At 59.2% G+C, this 15945-nt stretch carries 15 protein-coding genes; 8 read left to right on the top strand and 7 right to left on the bottom strand.

Annotation, left to right across the window (positions count from 1 at the left end):
- Positions 1–3: 3 nt before the first annotated feature.
- Positions 4–441 (bottom strand): MarR family winged helix-turn-helix transcriptional regulator, encoded by a 438-nt coding sequence (locus AADW22_RS16755; RefSeq protein WP_005848896.1) that lies wholly within the window; start codon positions 439–441, stop codon positions 4–6.
- Between the two features lie 158 nt (positions 442–599).
- On the opposite strand from AADW22_RS16755, the gene AADW22_RS16750 reads away from it, so the two are divergent.
- The 5 genes from AADW22_RS16750 (at position 600) to AADW22_RS16730 (ending at position 6343) form a co-directional block, all read left to right on the top strand.
- Positions 600–1667, top strand: coding sequence for a Rieske 2Fe-2S domain-containing protein (locus tag AADW22_RS16750; protein ID WP_407474736.1), 1068 nt, complete (start codon positions 600–602; stop codon positions 1665–1667).
- A 56-nt stretch (positions 1668–1723) separates the two neighbouring features.
- Entirely contained in the window at positions 1724–2941 is a 1218-nt protein-coding gene (locus AADW22_RS16745; protein WP_407474735.1) for an ABC transporter substrate-binding protein, read from the top strand.
- Between the two features lie 72 nt (positions 2942–3013).
- Complete coding sequence (locus AADW22_RS16740; RefSeq protein ID WP_005848902.1) at positions 3014–4876, top strand: ABC transporter permease; 1863 nt, start codon at positions 3014–3016, stop codon at positions 4874–4876.
- Entirely contained in the window at positions 4873–5649 is a 777-nt protein-coding gene (locus AADW22_RS16735) for an ABC transporter ATP-binding protein (RefSeq protein ID WP_407474734.1), read from the top strand. The genes AADW22_RS16740 and AADW22_RS16735 overlap by 4 nt, the downstream gene beginning before the upstream one ends.
- Complete coding sequence (locus AADW22_RS16730; protein ID WP_407474733.1) at positions 5642–6343, top strand: ABC transporter ATP-binding protein; 702 nt, start codon at positions 5642–5644, stop codon at positions 6341–6343. The genes AADW22_RS16735 and AADW22_RS16730 overlap by 8 nt, the downstream gene beginning before the upstream one ends.
- A 28-nt stretch (positions 6344–6371) precedes the next feature.
- On the opposite strand, the gene AADW22_RS16725 is transcribed toward AADW22_RS16730, so the two are convergent.
- Entirely contained in the window at positions 6372–6944 is a 573-nt protein-coding gene (locus AADW22_RS16725; RefSeq protein ID WP_407474732.1) for a TetR/AcrR family transcriptional regulator, read from the bottom strand.
- A 103-nt stretch (positions 6945–7047) separates the two neighbouring features.
- Between AADW22_RS16725 and AADW22_RS16720 the strand changes: the two genes are divergently transcribed.
- Positions 7048–8265, top strand: a complete 1218-nt coding sequence (locus tag AADW22_RS16720; protein WP_407474731.1) for a multidrug effflux MFS transporter — start codon at positions 7048–7050, stop codon at positions 8263–8265.
- Positions 8266–8579: 314 nt separating this feature from the next.
- Here AADW22_RS16720 and AADW22_RS16715 read toward each other — a convergent pair whose 3' ends face one another.
- The 4 genes from AADW22_RS16715 to hmgA form a co-directional block, all read right to left on the bottom strand.
- Positions 8580–8762 carry a DUF2783 domain-containing protein gene (locus tag AADW22_RS16715; protein ID WP_074636951.1) on the bottom strand — a complete coding sequence of 61 codons (183 nt, stop codon included), beginning with the start codon at positions 8760–8762 and terminating at the stop codon, positions 8580–8582.
- A 2-nt stretch (positions 8763–8764) separates the two neighbouring features.
- Positions 8765–10390: an FAD-dependent oxidoreductase gene (locus tag AADW22_RS16710; RefSeq protein ID WP_407474730.1), complete on the bottom strand. Its 1626-nt coding sequence runs from the start codon at positions 10388–10390 to the stop codon at positions 8765–8767.
- A gap of 23 nt (positions 10391–10413) precedes the next feature.
- Positions 10414–11364: an MBL fold metallo-hydrolase gene (locus AADW22_RS16705; protein ID WP_005848911.1), complete on the bottom strand. Its 951-nt coding sequence runs from the start codon at positions 11362–11364 to the stop codon at positions 10414–10416.
- A gap of 138 nt (positions 11365–11502) precedes the next feature.
- Positions 11503–12864 carry a homogentisate 1,2-dioxygenase gene (gene hmgA, locus AADW22_RS16700; RefSeq protein ID WP_407474729.1) on the bottom strand — a complete coding sequence of 454 codons (1362 nt, stop codon included), beginning with the start codon at positions 12862–12864 and terminating at the stop codon, positions 11503–11505.
- 287 nt (positions 12865–13151) lie between these two features.
- Here hmgA and AADW22_RS16695 point away from each other — a divergent pair, with 287 nt between their 5' ends.
- Positions 13152–14207: a glycosyltransferase gene (locus AADW22_RS16695; RefSeq protein ID WP_407474728.1), complete on the top strand. Its 1056-nt coding sequence runs from the start codon at positions 13152–13154 to the stop codon at positions 14205–14207.
- A gap of 158 nt (positions 14208–14365) precedes the next feature.
- Positions 14366–15106 (top strand): hypothetical protein, encoded by a 741-nt coding sequence (locus AADW22_RS16690; protein ID WP_407474727.1) that lies wholly within the window; start codon positions 14366–14368, stop codon positions 15104–15106.
- On the opposite strand, the gene AADW22_RS16685 is transcribed toward AADW22_RS16690, so the two are convergent.
- Entirely contained in the window at positions 15103–15888 is a 786-nt protein-coding gene (locus tag AADW22_RS16685; RefSeq protein ID WP_407474761.1) for a glycosyltransferase family 25 protein, read from the bottom strand. The genes AADW22_RS16690 and AADW22_RS16685 overlap by 4 nt on opposite strands.
- Positions 15889–15945: the final 57 nt, after the last annotated feature.

The following is a 15945-nucleotide window of genomic DNA, read 5'->3' as shown; positions in this document are numbered from 1 at the left end:
AGCCTATAGTTTCTCGAGCAGGGCCAGCAGCCGGTCGACCTCACGCGGGGTGAGGTTGCCGACCGTCTCGGCCGAGATTTCCTGCGCAGTGGCAATCGCCTTGGCGGTCACCGCGATGCCTTCGTCGGTCAGCGAAATCTCCAGCCGCCGCATGTCGGTCTTTGACGGGGTGGAATGGACCAGCCCCTTTTTGCGCAACCGGTCGATCACGCCTTTGGTGGTCGCCGCGTCCATCCCGACCAGACGCCCCAGATGGTTCTGGCTGATCCGCGCCTCGTCCCGCAGCTTGGCCAGCACGGCGAATTGTGTCGGCGTGATATCCGGCATCCTCCGGTTAAAGATTTCAAGGTGGCGCTGGTTCGCGAGGCGCAGCTTGAACCCGATCTGTTGTTCCAACGCATAGTCTGCGGTCAGGGTCAGGTCTTGTGTGGTTTCAACCAAGGTTCTTATCCAGTGCTCTTGGGTCAATGCGTATAGATTAGGCACTATCATCCCATGGTTTCCATCTGGGGTCTATATCAGATGGGGCGCAAGAAATTGTTTGACAGCTAACAATTTTTTGGTCCTTCATGAAGCTGTGCAGAGCAAGGAGTGAACCGATGTCCTTTGTCAGAAACGCTTGGTACGTTGCGGGTTGGTCTACCGACTTTGGCGATGAGCTGGTGCCGCTGACATTGCTTGCGCAGAACCTAGTAGCCTACCGCACCAGCGATGGCCAGATCGCCGTGCTCGAAGATCGCTGCCCGCACCGGCTGCTGCCGCTGTCCAAGGGCAAGCGCATCGGCGACACCATTCAATGCGGCTATCACGGTATGACCTTTGGCGCGGACGGTGCCTGCGTGCGGGTGCCGGGGCAATCGAACCTGCCCAAATCCGCCTATGTCGACAGCTATCCGGTGCTGGAACGCTACGGCATTGTGTTCATCTGGATGGGCGACGCCGACAAGGCCGACCCCGCGCTTGCTTTCGATATGCCGGAATTGGGGCAAGAGGGGTGGCACGTCCACCACGGGGACAAGCTGCATATCCGCGCAAATTACCTCAACGTTGCCGAAAACCTTGTGGATCCGGCGCATGTCAGCTTTGTCCATCCGACGACATTGGGCAATGCGGCCTCTGAAAACGTACCCGTGCATGTCAAAACCGCAGACGAGGTGATCGTGGCATGGCGCTGGATCAGAGACGCGGAACCCATCGGCTTTTTCAAGGCATTCGGCGGCTTTAGCGGCAATGTGGACCGCTGGCATTATTACTATCTGCACATGCCCTCGACCGCCGTGATTGACTTTGGGTCGTCTGATGCAAAGCTTGAACTTCCCGAAGATCAGCGCAACAAAGGCGTGCGTATCTTTGCGCTCCATTTCGTCACACCCGTGACAGAGGACTATACGATCGACCACTGGATGCACCTGCGCAACACCGCCCTTGGCGATGACGCCGCGTCGGACCAAATGGACGCGATGTTCCGCGTAGCATTTGCCGAGGACAAGGCGATTTTGGAAGCCGTCCACCAAGAAGAACAGCGCCCCCAAAAACGCAAACCCATCCGCATCGCTATCGACAAAGCGCCCAACGTCTACCGCAAACGCATCCGCGACCGGATCGAGGCAGAGGCGACGGACGATCTGGGCGACCCCGTCGCACCGATCTTTGTCCAGCATGATTGATCCATAAAAAGCAAAGCCGCAGCAGACGGCACACCCCAACACGAGAGGACCATCACATGAACAGAAAGACATTCCTGAACAGCGTCATAGGCGCCTTTGCCCTTGGCGTCACCGGCTTTGCCGCAGCGGCGCAGTCGGGCGACCCGATCAAAGTCGGAGAGATCAACCACTACAAACGTCTCGCCGCCTTTGCCGAGCCGTATAAACAGGGCATCGAACTGGCGCTCGAGGAAATCAACGCCGCTGGCGGTGTGCTGGACCGCCCGCTCGAATTCATCTTCCGCGACGATCAGGGCGACCCCGGTGAAGCGATCAAAATCGCCGAAGAGCTGATGACCAGCGAAGGCACCGTGATGATCACCGGTTCGATCCTGTCGAACGTCGGTCTGGCGATCTCCTCGGTCGCGGCGGAAAAGGGCTGGGTTTACCTCGCCGCCGAACCGCTGGCCGATGCCCTGACCTGGAGCCAAGGCAACCCCTGGACCTTCCGCCTGCGGACCTCGACCTATATGCAGGCCGCAATGCTGGCCGAACAGGCCGCCAAGACCGATGCCGTGAAATACGCGACCATCGCACCCAACTACGCCTATGGCAAAGACGCGGTGGCCGCCTTTAAGGAAGTGCTGACCGAACTGAAGCCCGAGGTCGAATTCGTCGGAGAGCAATGGCCCGCCCTGTTCAAGATCGACGCCGGTGCCGAGGTTCAGGCGCTGGAGCGGTCCAAGCCGGACGCGATCTATAACGTGACCTTCGGCCCCGACCTTGCCAAGTTCGTCCGCGAAGGCACCACCCGTGGTCTGTTCGACGGGCGCACGGTCTACGGCCTGCTTTCGGGCGAACCGGAATACCTTGAACCGCTAGCCGACGAAGCCCCCGAAGGCTGGGTTGTAACCGGTTATCCCTGGTATGACTTCTCGGATGAAGACGGCGCGAACAAGCCTTTCGTTGATGCCTATCAGGCGAAATTCGACGAAACGCCAAAGCTCGGCTCCCTCGTCGGGTATATGACCGCGCAAAGCATCGCGGCCGCGATCAGCAAGGCGGGATCGACCGAAGGGGACGCGATCCGTATGGCCTTCGAAGGGCTGGATGTGGCGACGCCCGTGGGCGACATCACGTTCCGCGAGATCGACAATCAGGCGACCATGGGGGCCTTTGTCGGGAAGACCATGCTCAAGGACGGTGCGGGCGTCATGACCGACTGGACCTATCTGGACGGTGCCGACTACCTGCCGTCTGACGAAGAGGTGTCGAAACTGCGTCCGGCAGAATAATCCGGACTCGCACCCAAGGGGGGAGGCCCCCTTGGCTGCATCTGACCCCATCCCCAACATCAAGAGGTGCCCATGGGCCTTTTCATCGCACAGATTCTGACTGGGCTTGCCAATGCGGGTGCGCTCTTCATGGTTGCCTCTGGGCTGTCGCTGATCTTTGGCGTCACGCGGGTGGTGAATTTTGCCCATGGGTCGTTCTATATGCTGGGGGCTTATGTCGGCTATTCGCTGATGCAGGTGTTGCCGGGCATGGTCGGCTTCTGGGGAGCGATCCTGCTGGCGGGGCTGATCGTCGGGCTGATCGGGGTGATCGTCGAGATCTGCGTGCTGCGCCCTGTCTATAGCGCGCCTGAACTGTTCCAACTGGTCGCGACCTTTGGCGTGATCCTTGTCATTCAGGATCTGGCGCTGATGATCTGGGGCCCGCAAGATCTGCTGGGCCCGCGCGCGCCGGGGCTGAAAGGGGTGATCCGCATCATGGGGGAACCCGTGCCGCAATATGACATCGCGCTGATCATTATCACGCCCTTCGTCGCCATCGCCCTGTGGTATCTGATCACGAAAACCCGTGTCGGCACCTTGGTGCGCGCCGCCACCCAGGACCGCGAGATGGTCGGTGCCCTTGGGGTCAATCAGGCGTGGCTGTTCACGGGCGTCTTCTTTCTGGGCTGTGCGCTTGCAGGGCTTGGCGGCGCGTTGCAACTGCCCAAGGGTGGTGCCGATCTGCTGATGGATTTCAGCATCATTGGTGCGGTCTTTGTGGTCGTGGTCATCGGGGGCATGGGGTCGCTGCCGGGGGCCTATCTGGCGGCGGTGATCATCTCGGTCCTGAATGTGTTTGGCGTGACCTATGCGCCGCAGTCGACGCTTGTGCTGATGTTTGTCGTCATGGTGATCGTCCTGATGTTCCGCCCCTTCGGCCTGCTCGGGAAAGAGGAGATCGCGGGCGAGCATGGCCAGACCGGAGAGCCGGAGCGCCCGATCAAGCCCGCGGGCAATCGCATGCGCTTGCTGGTGATGGCTGGGCTGTTCATCCTTGCGCTGCTGCCGTTCTACGGCGGGAATTTCGCCGTGGTGCTGGTGACCGATATCATGATCTTCTGTCTTTTTGCCGCCTCGCTGCATTTCATGCTGGGGCAGGGCGGGTTGGTCAGCTTTGGCCATGCGGCCTTCTTTGGCGGGGGGGCCTATGCCGCGGCGCTGTTTGTGACCTATGCCGACACCCCGATGGAGCTGGCGCTGGTGCTGGCCCCGATCTGCGCGGGGCTGGCCGCCGTGGTGATCGGCTGGGTCTGCCTGCGGTCCACCGGTGTCTACTTCGCCATGCTGACGCTCGCCTTCGGGCAACTACTCTGGAGCCTTGCGTTCCAATGGGGTGATGTGACGGGGGGCGATGACGGGCTGGTCAACATCTGGCCGTCCGATTGGGCGTCGGACAATGATGTCTATTACTACCTCGCTTTTGTCTTCTGCATCGGGGGCATCCTGCTGCTGCGCCAAGCTGCGCATGCGCCCTTTGGCTATGCCATGCGCGCGGCCCGCGACAGTGCGCGACAAGCCGAGGCGATGGGGATCAACACCAAACGCATCCAATGGGTCGCCTTTACCTTTGCGGGCATCATGGCGGGGCTCGCGGGCGGGCTGTTCGTCTTCTCCAAGGGCAGCATCTTCCCTAACGAGCTTGAAACCGCCCGCAGTTTCGACGCGCTGATCGTGGTGTTTCTGGGCGGGGTGAAGACCCTGTCGGGCGGCTGGGTCGGCGGGGCCTTCTTTGAAGGCGTCAAAGACTATCTGACCCGTTTTGAATACTGGCGGCTCGCCTTGGGTCTGCTGATCATCTTTGTCGTGATCCTTGGCCCCGAAGGCATCGTCGGATCGCTGCGCAAGGCGGGCGAACGCATTGGCCTGCTGAAAACACCGGAGGACGCGAAATGAGCCCGATCCTGTCTGTGCGCAACCTGTCCCGCAATTTTGGTGCGATCAAGGCGGTGGATGACGTGAGCTTTGATCTTGCCAAGGGAGAGCTGCTGGCGCTGATCGGCCCCAATGGCGCGGGCAAAAGCACCTGTTTCAATATGCTGATGGGGCAGCTCAAGCCGTCGTCGGGCACCGTGCAGCTGATGGGCAAGAACATCGCGGGCATGCAACCGCGCAAGATCTGGCGCATGGGGGTGGGGCGGACGTTCCAGATCACCGCGACCTATGCCTCGATGACCGTGGTCGAAAACGTGCAGATGGCGCTGATGTCGCATCACAAGCGGCTCTATTCCCTGATCACCTTCGCCCATAAACTCTACCGCGAAGAGGCGCTGGCGCTGCTTGATACCGTGGGCATGGCCGACCAGTCCGAACGCCACTGCGCGGTGCTGGCCTATGGCGACCTCAAACGGCTCGAACTGGCGGTTGCCCTCGCCAATGACCCGATCCTGCTGCTGATGGATGAACCCACCGCTGGCATGGCCCCGCGTGAACGGATCGCGCTGATGCAGCTGACCGCCGATATACTAGAGCAACGGGGCATCAGCGTGTTGTTTACCGAGCATGACATGGACGTGGTCTTTGCCCATTCGCACCGCATCATGGTGCTGAACCGTGGCCAGCTCATCGCCGACGGCACCGTCGACGAGATCCGCAACAACCCGCAGGTGCAAGAGGTCTATCTGGGCGGCGGCACGCTGTTCAAAGCGCAGGAGGATGCCCATGCTTGAGGTGAACGGCGCCAATTCATTCTACGGCAAGGCGCAGGTGCTGAATGACCTGAACTTTACCGTGGATCGCGGCACTGTCGTCGCCCTGCTGGGGCGCAATGGTGCGGGCAAGACCACGACGATGAAATCCATCATGCAGCTGGTTCGGCCACGGCAGGGCAAGATCATCTATCAGGGCCAGGACATCACCGGCTGGCCCAGCCACAAGGTCGCGCGCAACGGTCTGGGCTATGTCCCCGAGGAACGCCGGATTTTCACCCAGCTTACCGTGCTGGAAAACCTGGAGGTCGGCCGCCAGCCCCCCCGCGACGGCTGCACCACCTGGACCGAGGATATGGTGTTCGACCTCTTCCCCAACCTCGCCGAACGCCGTCACAACCGCGGCAAAGCGCTGTCGGGGGGCGAACAGCAGATGCTGACCATCGCCCGCACCCTGATGGGCAACCCCGCGTTCATCCTGCTGGACGAACCTTCCGAAGGCATCGCGCCGGTGATCGTCGAACAGATGGCCCGCGTAATCCTGCAACTCAAGGCAGAGGGGCTGACGGTGCTACTGTCCGAACAGAACCTGCATTTCGCGCAAGCGGTCGCCGATGGCGTGGTGATCATCGAACACGGCACACAGAAATTCGTCGGCACGCTCGCCGCGCTGCAATCGCAGCCGGAAATTCGGGATCAATATCTGTCGGTGTAGGGGCAGCGCCCGCGATCACAAGGCTGGTTCAGGCGAAGGTCTCAGCCACGAGCTCTTTCGCGAAAGTCGCATCCAATACGCCGCGGTTCAGCAAGCGATACCAGAATGCACCGTGGATCATGGTCGACAATACCTCGACGTTGCGCGCGGGTGAAAGCGCCCCTTGGTCCTGCGCCCGACGCAGCATCAGCGTCATCATCTGCTCGCGCGGCAGAACGAATTTAGCATGGAACGACGCGTGAAACTTCGCGTCTTGCTGTGACGATGCAATCAGCGACCGGATGGTTCCGCCATCCAGTTTCAGATGTTCGAAAACCTTGATCAGGAAGTCTTCAAGCTGCGACCTATAGTCTTGCGCGCTATCCAAAGGCGGTTCAGCGGCATAGGAATTCGTCGCCTCGAATATCGCTTCGAGGATGAGGTCCGCCTTTGTATCCCAGCGATTGTAGAGCGTTTGGCGCGCAACGCCCGCCTCGGCAATAATCGCCGCGATAGAGACTTTTTCGTAGCCCGTTTCCCGCACAAGCCGCAGCGCGGCGGCTTTCAAAGCGGCGCTGGCTTCCTCGTTCGCGGGGCGTCCGCCCGACTTCTTTACCGACATGCACAGCTCCTGTTCATCGATGCAGCGTGGTATGACATTGATTGTTAGACTGCGATCTACTAAATGCAAGTAGACCACAGTCTATTATCCCGTTGGAGCCAAGATGTCTCAAATTTCCTTGTCCTCAAGCCGCGCGTTCGCTGTGACCGCGACCCTCGGCCTGCTCTCCCTTTTTCCGCCATTGGCAACCGACATGTATCTGGCCGCCCTCGGGGATCTTGCGACGTCGATGAACGCCACCCATACGGCGGCCGAGCTCTCGCTTTCTCTCTTTTTTCTGGGGCTCTGTTTCGGGCAAATCCTGATCGGCCCCTTGACCGATACCTACGGGCGCAAGGGGCCGCTTCTGATCGGCACCGTCCTTTTCACCGTGACCTCTCTTGTTCTGCCGTTGTTCAGCGACATCGCGTGGTTCAACGCACTTCGTTTCATTCAGGCCATCGGGGCGAGCGCGGGCATGGTCGTGGGGCGCGCCATGGTCAAAGACCTGTACGAAGGGCGGAAGGCGGCGAAAGTCATGACGGTGCTTGTCATGTTGCTGACGCTTGGCCCCATCGCCTCGCCCACGTTGGGCAGCCTGTTGCTTGAAGCGTTTGGCTGGCGTTCCATCTTTGCGACGATGGCCCTTATCAGCCTTGTCGCGCTGGTCTTGTCCGTGATCACCTTGCCCGAGACATTGCCCGCCGAAGGCCGCCAGCCTCGGCCCTTCCGCACGGGTGCAAAAACCGCCAAGCGGCTCCTGTCCGAGCGCGGATTTCTCATCATGGCGCTGGTTGCGGGGCTTATTCAAAGCGGCATGTTCGCGTTTATCACGGGATCCTCTGGGGTCTTCCAAGGGATCTTCGGGCTGAGTTCAATCGGCTTTGGGCTCATGTTCGCGGCTATTGCGACCGCGCTTATCATCTTTGGCCGCATCAATGGCATGCTGTTGAACCACTATAGCCCCGAACAGATCCTCACCGCCGTCTTGCCGCTGTTTGTCGCCGCTACTTTGGTGCTGGCGCTGCTGTCGCAGACAAGCTCGCTTCTGGTATTCGCCATTCCGCTGTGGATATCGATTGGCTGCGTCGGGTTGCTGTCGGCGAACGCGATGTCTATCGCGATGTCGCTGACAGAGAAAGGTGCCGGCATGGGATCGGCGTTGCTGGGGGCGATCCAGTTTGCCCTTGCCTTTGCCGTCTCTACCTCTGTCGCGATTGGCGGGACAGCTACGGCGCTCCCCATGTCCCTTGGGCTTGCGATCCCTGCTGGGCTGGCAACGGTGCTGTTCTTCGTGGCAGGGCGCTTCACCGTGCCTTCGTCATCGCGACTGACCTCCTAAGCCCCATACGTGTTGAGGTGGGAAGCCGCACCCGCCCCGACACGACTTCGCCAATCCGAAACCGCTGAAACGCGCCACCCGACAGCGACATCCAAGCGTTACTGGCACCGCATATATGAGCTGGGATATGGGTCGGGCTGGCCGCTGAGTTGAACAACACTGCACATAATTACTATTATAAGTTACAATTTTCGCACAAAGGCGCGACAGGGAACGCGTCCCATTAGACGAGAACTGTCTCCGCTCTCGCCGGCTACAACGAACATCAGGGATAGCATCCCACGTCTCGACGCGGCTTCAGACGCCGGACGCCCCTATCTGGCGGCGGCCAATGCTGCGCGCAGGGTTTCTCTGTCACCGATATGGTTCGCGAGGATGAGGATCAGGCGGGCGTTGAATGCGTCGCTTTCGTCCTTGCTTCGCCCTTCATGTGCGCAAAGCAATTCATCATAGAACCCGTCCGGATCCTTGATGTTCGGTTGAAGGTTGAGCCCCATCGTTACTGCCCCTTTCCTGTTGCGATGCCTACGGCTGACCGGATGTCTGCGGCGCTTGCGCGGGCCCACCGTGCGGCGACATGCTGGTCCGGGCGGATCAGGTAGATGCCGCAGGGCGTGTCGCCGAGGTAGCGTGCCGCAATAGCACCGCTGGGATCGTCGGTTTGCGTGTTCAGCGTGACGGTGTTTACCGTGACCCCGCCAACCTCGGCCAGCGCGGGCGGGTCGGTATTGATCGCCAGAACGGTGAACACGCCGCCCACCACGTCCAGCAAGAACCCGTCCCTCAAGGGCGCGTCGCTGCAGGTGGCGCCGACACGGTTTGTCGCGGGGCCATTCAGTGCATCGGGGCCGTTCAGTGACAGCCCGTCATAGACACTTGGCACAGACAAACGACCGGAATTCACCAAGGGCCTTGCAAAGGGGTGACGGTGTGCGAGGCTCAACACCGCATTGCGGAAAATCTTGCTCATCTCTGTCTTCGGGGTGAGAAAGTCCGTGGCGCGAGTGGAATTCAGGATATTCTCGTCAGCGCCGTGGACCCGCTCTTGCGAATAGCTGTCGAGCAGACGGTCGGGTGCCAAGCCCTTGATCACCAGATCAAGTTTCCACGCCAGATTGTCCGCGTCCTGCACGCCGGAGTTGGCCCCCCGCGCCCCGAAGGGAGAGACCTGATGCGCGCTGTCGCCCGCAAAGAGCACCCTGCCGTGTCGAAACTTTTCCATACGCCGACATTGGAACGTGTAGATGGAGGTCCATTCGAGCTCGTATTCCGCCCCCTCGCCCAACATGGCATCCACGCGGGCGCGGATATTCTCGGGCTTCAGTTCCTTGGCGCGGTCAATGTCCCACCCCAGTTGGAAATCGATCCGCCAGATATCGTCGGGCTGCTTGTGGAGAAGCGCCGACGCGCCGCTGTCTTTGAAGGGCGGCTCGAACCAGAACCAGCGTTCGGTCGGGAAATCGGCCTTCATCTTCACGTCAGCGATCAGGAAATTATCCTCGAACACGCGGCCCTCAAAGCTCAGACCCAGCATCTCGCGCGTGGGAGACCGTGCGCCATCGCAAGCGACCAGCCAGTCGGCCTCAAGCTGGTAGGGGCCGTCGGGTGTGTTGATATCCAGCACCACGTGATCGACCCGCGGTGTCACCCCCGTGACCCCGTTGCGCCCGCGGATTTCAATGGGCGCGCCGTCAGATTGCGCCACACGGATTTCATCCACGAGGTATTTCTCGAAATAGGGCTGTTGCAGGTTGATAAACGCCGGAGCCTTATGGCCGTCTTCGGGTTGCAGATTGAATTCGAACACCCGCTCATCGCCATGAAACACTTTGCCGACGTTCCACTGAACGCCCTTGTCGATCATCGCTTTGCCCGCGCCAAGGCGGTCGCAGATCTCGAGCGTGCGTTTCGCAAAACAGATGGCGCGACTGCCCTGTCCGACCCCTTCATGATCGTCCAATACCACAACAGGCGTGCCCTTACGCCCAAGATCAAGCGCCAGCGCCATCCCGATGGGCCCGCCCCCGACGATCACCACAGGGTGACGCCGGGGGGCAAGATCCTGATCCGCTCCCTTTTGGTAAGGGTATAGTTTGAACGCGATATCATAGCGGACGTCGACCATGGTTTGCCCTCCCAGACCTAGCCTTAGCCCTGCAACTGCGCCCACATTTCCAGATCGCGCTTGTCTGTCCAGATACGCGGATGCCAGATGCCGCGGGCCTCGTCGAAGGCGCGGCTGACGTTGAACGGCAGGCAGTGCTCGTAAATCGCGTAATCCTTGAACTTCGGGTCGCATTCCGCGCGCACCGCATCCCATGCCTCTTTCAACGTGCCGCCTTTCATGGCGACCCGCTGCGCTGGCTTGAAGGTGCTTTCGACGAAATCACGCGTGCTTTCAATCGCACGTTCAACGGCGTCCTTGCCGATCAAGGCGCCCCCCCGTCCCGGTGCGATCGCATCCACGTCATAGGCCTTGATGTTATCGAGCGTTTGCCCCCAGTCGCCGAAGTATCCGTCGCCGCAATAGCAGGCCGAATGATCCTCCACGATATCGCCCGTGAACATAACGTTCTGATCCGGCACATGGATCACCGCATCACCCGCCGTATGGGCGCGGCCGATGTGTTTGATATCAACGCGACGTTTGCCCAGATAGACGGTCATGCTGTCGCTGAATGTGGTGGTCGGGTAAGTCAGCCCGGGGATTGATTCATGCCCCTCGAACAATCGGGGAAAGCGTTGGAATTCGCTGTCCCAATCTTCCTGTCCGCGTTCCTCGACCATCGCGCGGGCAACGTCGGACATGATGATCTGCTGTGCCCCATAGGCAGAGGCCCCCAACACGCGCACCGCGTGATAATGGGTCAGCACCACATGGCTGATCGGCTTGTCGGTGACTTCGCGCACCTTCTCGATGACCTTATTGGCCAGACGCGGCGTCGCCTGTGCCTCTACAATCATGACGCTGTCATCGCCGATGATCACGCCCGAATTCGGGTCGCCTTCCGCGGTGAAGGCCCACAGGCCCTCGCCGACTTCGTCAAAGGTGACTTTCTTCTCTGTCATATCCCCTTGGGATGCGAATGCTTTTGCCATGGTTCTGGTCCTTTTACTTTGGGGAATTTGTTGCGGATCGAACGATGCTTTGGCACCTGCCCGACCCCACCTGATACCCGTCACGCCCTGCGGCACCGCGCCGGGTCAACGTTGTGCTTTCACCGGCCGGAGTCCGCTTCATTTCTTGCCCGGTGTCCCGTCGAACTTCTTTTCGATGTCCGCCCAGCAATCGATGTAATCATCCTGCAAGGGGGCCTCCTGTACGGCGAATTTCGTGAGTTGCTGCGGGAAGCGGGTCTCGAACATGAACGACATCGTATTGTCGAGCTTTTGGGCCGTCAGCTCTGCGTTGGAGGCCCCCTCGAAGGCATTACGATCAGGCCCGTGCGGCAGCATCATATTGTGCAAGCTGATGCCGCCGGGAATAAAGCCTTTGGGCTTCGCGTCATACTGGCCGTAAATATTGCCCATCAATTCGGACATGATATTCTTGTGATACCACGGCGGGCGGAACGTATCTTCCGCCACCATCCAGCGTTCCCGGAACAAGACAAAGTCGATATTCGCCGTCCCTTCGACACCGGACGGCGCGGTGAGAACGGTAAAGATCGACGGGTCAGGATGGTCGAACAGCACCGCCCCCACGGGGCAATAGGTGCGCAGGTCATATTTCACTGGCGCGTAGTTCCCGTGCCATGCCACCACATCAAGCGGCGACTGCCCGATCTTGGTTTCATGGAACGCCCCGCACCATTTCACCGTCACGGTAGAGGAGACTTCGCGGTCTTCAAACGCGGCAACGGGTGCTTTGAAATCGCGCGGGTTGGCCATGCAGTTAGCCCCGATCGGCCCACGATTAGGCAGCTCGAACTTTTGGCCGTAGTTCTCGCAGACAAACCCGCGGCACGGCCCTTCAAGCACTTCGACACGGTAGACCAGCCCCCGCGGAATGATCGCGATTTCCTGCGGCGCGAGATCAATGATCCCCAGTTCAGTGGAAAACCGAAGACGCCCTTCCTGCGGGACAATCAGCATCTCGCTGTCGGCAGAATAGAAATACGCATCAACCATGGAGGCATTCACAAGATACACATGGGTCGCCATGCCGACCTGCGTGTGGACATCCCCCGCCGTCGTCATCGTGCGCACCCCCGTCAGCCATGTCAGCGGCGTGTCTGTGTGCGGCAGCGGATCCCAGCGATATTGCCCAAGGCTCGTGACATCCGCGACAATGTTGGGCGCGGATTTCCAAAGCGGCAGATCGATCTTGTGATACCGGTGCGAGTGTTTGACCGACGGGCGAATGCGGTAGCACCAGGTACGTTCGTTCTGATGGCTTGGTGCCGTAAAGGCGGTCCCGCTAAGCTGCTCACCATAAAGCCCGTAGTTGCATTTTTGCGGGCTGTTCATCCCTTGCGGCAAGGCATCCGGCAGCGCTTCTGTCTCGAAATCATTCCCGAAGCCCGGCATGTATCCGGCGTTGGCCCCGGGAAGAGACGGGGCTTGGGTCATACGGGTCGGATGTTTTTCTACAGTCATACTCGGCTCCTCGCGTTCCACTAGCGATTGCCTAAAGGTTGCATTTGTAACTAACAACTGGTTTTTTTTGGGGCGGTGTGAGGTGGTTTGGGGGCTGGGTAAAGCATCTAGCGTCAGTTCCGCCGCGCCAAGGCCGGCCCCGCTACAGCCGCCGGACACGTCCCAAACAGATAACGGCACCTTAGCACGGCATCCTTGCAAAAACCGTTCTGGACTTCACAACGCCCGTACGCATTATCTACCGTTTGGTCTATACAACGCCCAAAGCGCGTATTGGAGAAGAATATATGAAAACGATAGTTCTCGCTGTTTTCAGCCTGCAGGGGAATGGTGCAGAGCGCGTTGTTCAAACACTGGCGCGAAATATAAACGCATTGGGTGGCTCGGCGCATATTGTTATATTTAAAGACACTATTGATCTGCCGCTAGATAACGGAGTTCATATCCACAAATTTCCGTACCGTGCTTTTCGATCGCTACCTCGAAAAATCCGCCCCAAGATTGCGGCGAAATTTTTTGACCGATTTATCAGGAAGAACATCGGGACGCCTGATCTGGTGCTTTCCAACCTTCATCCCGTCGATTTTATTCTCTCAAAGAGTCGGCTCCCGAATATTCATTTTATCATGCATAATAATACGTCGCAGGAGTATGCTCTTGATGGTGCCGCCGACCCTCGCCTCAATCGACTGAAGCAGATCTACAGCGGAAAAAAATGTATCTGCGTCAGCAAGGGCGTCGAAGAGGACATGCAGGCGCTGTTTGGGCAATCGATCGAGACGCGCACAATCTATAACCCGGTCGAACCGGCTTTGATCCAACGGCAGGCCGGTGAACCGGTGCCGCCCCGGAAGGACTATATCGTCAACGTAGGCAAGTTCAAAAAAGCCAAGCGCCACGATCGGCTCCTACATGCATATGCGCGGGCAAAGACCCCGTATGACCTGCTGCTCGTCGGGTCCGGACCCTTGCTGGGAGAAACCAAAGCATTGGCGCAGTCTTTGGGCATCGCAGACCGCGTGCATTTTGTGGGCTTCCAGAAAAACCCGTTCCCGTTGATCAAAGCGGCAAGATTCATGGTTGTATCGTCGGAATATGAAGGGCTGAACATGACAATCCTCGAAGCGATTGCCCTTGGTGTCCCCGTCATAAGCACGGATTGCCCCTCGGGGCCGGCTGAAATACTGCCCACACAAAATCTCGTGTCACCGCCCGATAACATCGAAGCGCTTTCAGCCCGAATGACGGAAGCCTCAGACAATCCGGAGCGCTTCAGGATCGACTTCCCCGAAAAGTTCGATGCCAAGGCCGTGACCCGCGCTTATATGAGCCTCAGCGCTTGATGGATGTGCTGCGGCAGGGCGCTTTGACCAAGGGAAGATGGCGCTGAAATACCGGCTTCTCAGACCCTTCCTAAAAAGCCGAAGACTACGCCGGCGGTTTGATGTACTGCGTCTTTACGGAGTGTTGCGCCACTAAACCGATAGGAAAAGCGAGACCAATGCGAAAGAAACCCGGACGGCTTAGACGGTTTTTATCCCTCAACCAGCATCGCAAACGCTGGGGGGCGCGCAGGCATGCGGCGGCGGAACATAATCTAGCCGAGCTCAAAGCGACGATGATTGACGCGGGCGATCCGGTTCAGACGCGAGGGTCAGCGAAATCCATCGACCTGCATCTGCAAAATCTAAGGACGGAATTTTCGGGGCAGTCTGCGCTGCTGCTTTATCATGCAGAGTTGATCGTGCTGATCCGGCGCGACCACAACCTGGCTGAAACCTATCAGAAATTCCGCACCCTGTGGATGGCCGAGGGGGACTTCCTGCGGGAGAAACTGAATATCCGCTGGCTTGTCTCAGCCACCGACACATTTGCGGCCCATGATAGCGATATGGCGGTGCGCGCGGTTGCCATGATGACAAGCGCGGTCGTCAACACAGTTAAAATGTACGAAAGTGAACGGTATCTGACGGATACCTTGGGCACCACGATGACTCCTACGCATGTCGAGGATGTTCAACACCGGCTCATTCCGCTTTTCGAAGGCATGTCCTGCTTTACCGTCGGAACGGATGACACCCTGCGCAATATGGTCTGGAGGATGGAACCGTTTATGGCGCTTGATCCCGTCGGGCCCATTTTCCAGGAACTCTGGGCGCGGCTGCAGATCAATGACACCGCGTTTGCGCGCTTTAAGGCACAGCACAAACGGGATAAAACAAGCTGGTGGGACGAGGCTTAGCGCCGCGGCTCTTGGGGGGGCGTATAAAACTCGGCGGGTGACAATGATATCTCTCGGCGTTCGGCATCCATGGCATGCAGCAAAGCTTGCATGCCCATGCGAAGTTGGGCGGCGATGCGGCGCAGCTTGAACCTCGCGGTGGTTGGCTGCCGTGTCGGTACACCGGCCCCGATCAGCGAATGTGTCTTAAGCCCGACAGCTACGCCGTAAGCCTCCGCTTGGTCGATCTGGATCGCGCAGGCCGGTTCGACCTGATAGCTCTTAAGCTCGTAAGCACCACAGATCATCGCATCGGCAAGTGCTGCCTGTGTCTTTGCACGCTGCAACAGTTTTGCCGCACCTGACGGCCATAGCACATATGCGGCGGCACCGCTGCGATCCTGATAGAGACGGCGCATAACGTGGTCGTCTGTCAGCGGTTGTGCGTCTTTGGCGACAATCTTCCGACGCTGGCGTACCTCAAGCGTCAGATGGTCGACATCCACCAGCCCGCGACAGGACTTGAGCAATACCTGCGTCGCACGAGAAAGCACGACATCGTCCTCAAGGATCAACGCAGGCTCCTCCAAAGCCGCAACACGCTCCCATGCTGCTACGTGGCTCAGAAAACAAGCTTTCTCGGTTTCCTTAAGGGGGCGTTGCCAACTGGCCCAATAGGCCGCGTTATGCGATCCGCTCTGCGCATCGGGGGTAACGGCTTCGAGCCGCTCATAGGGCAGGCCAAGCGCATCCATCTGTTGCGCCATAAAGGCCATACGGTCCCGGGCCGAAGCGACGTTGATGATGATCGACAGTATGAGGAGCCCCTCCGGACAGATGGCGTGCGACTACCGGCTTCT

It is taken from the genome of Sulfitobacter sp. PM12, assembly GCF_045586035.1.
Taxonomy (GTDB): Bacteria; Pseudomonadota; Alphaproteobacteria; order Rhodobacterales; family Rhodobacteraceae; genus Sulfitobacter; species Sulfitobacter pontiacus.
Note: the sequence above shows the minus strand (reverse complement) of the source record. Positions and strands in the feature narration are given on the sequence as shown.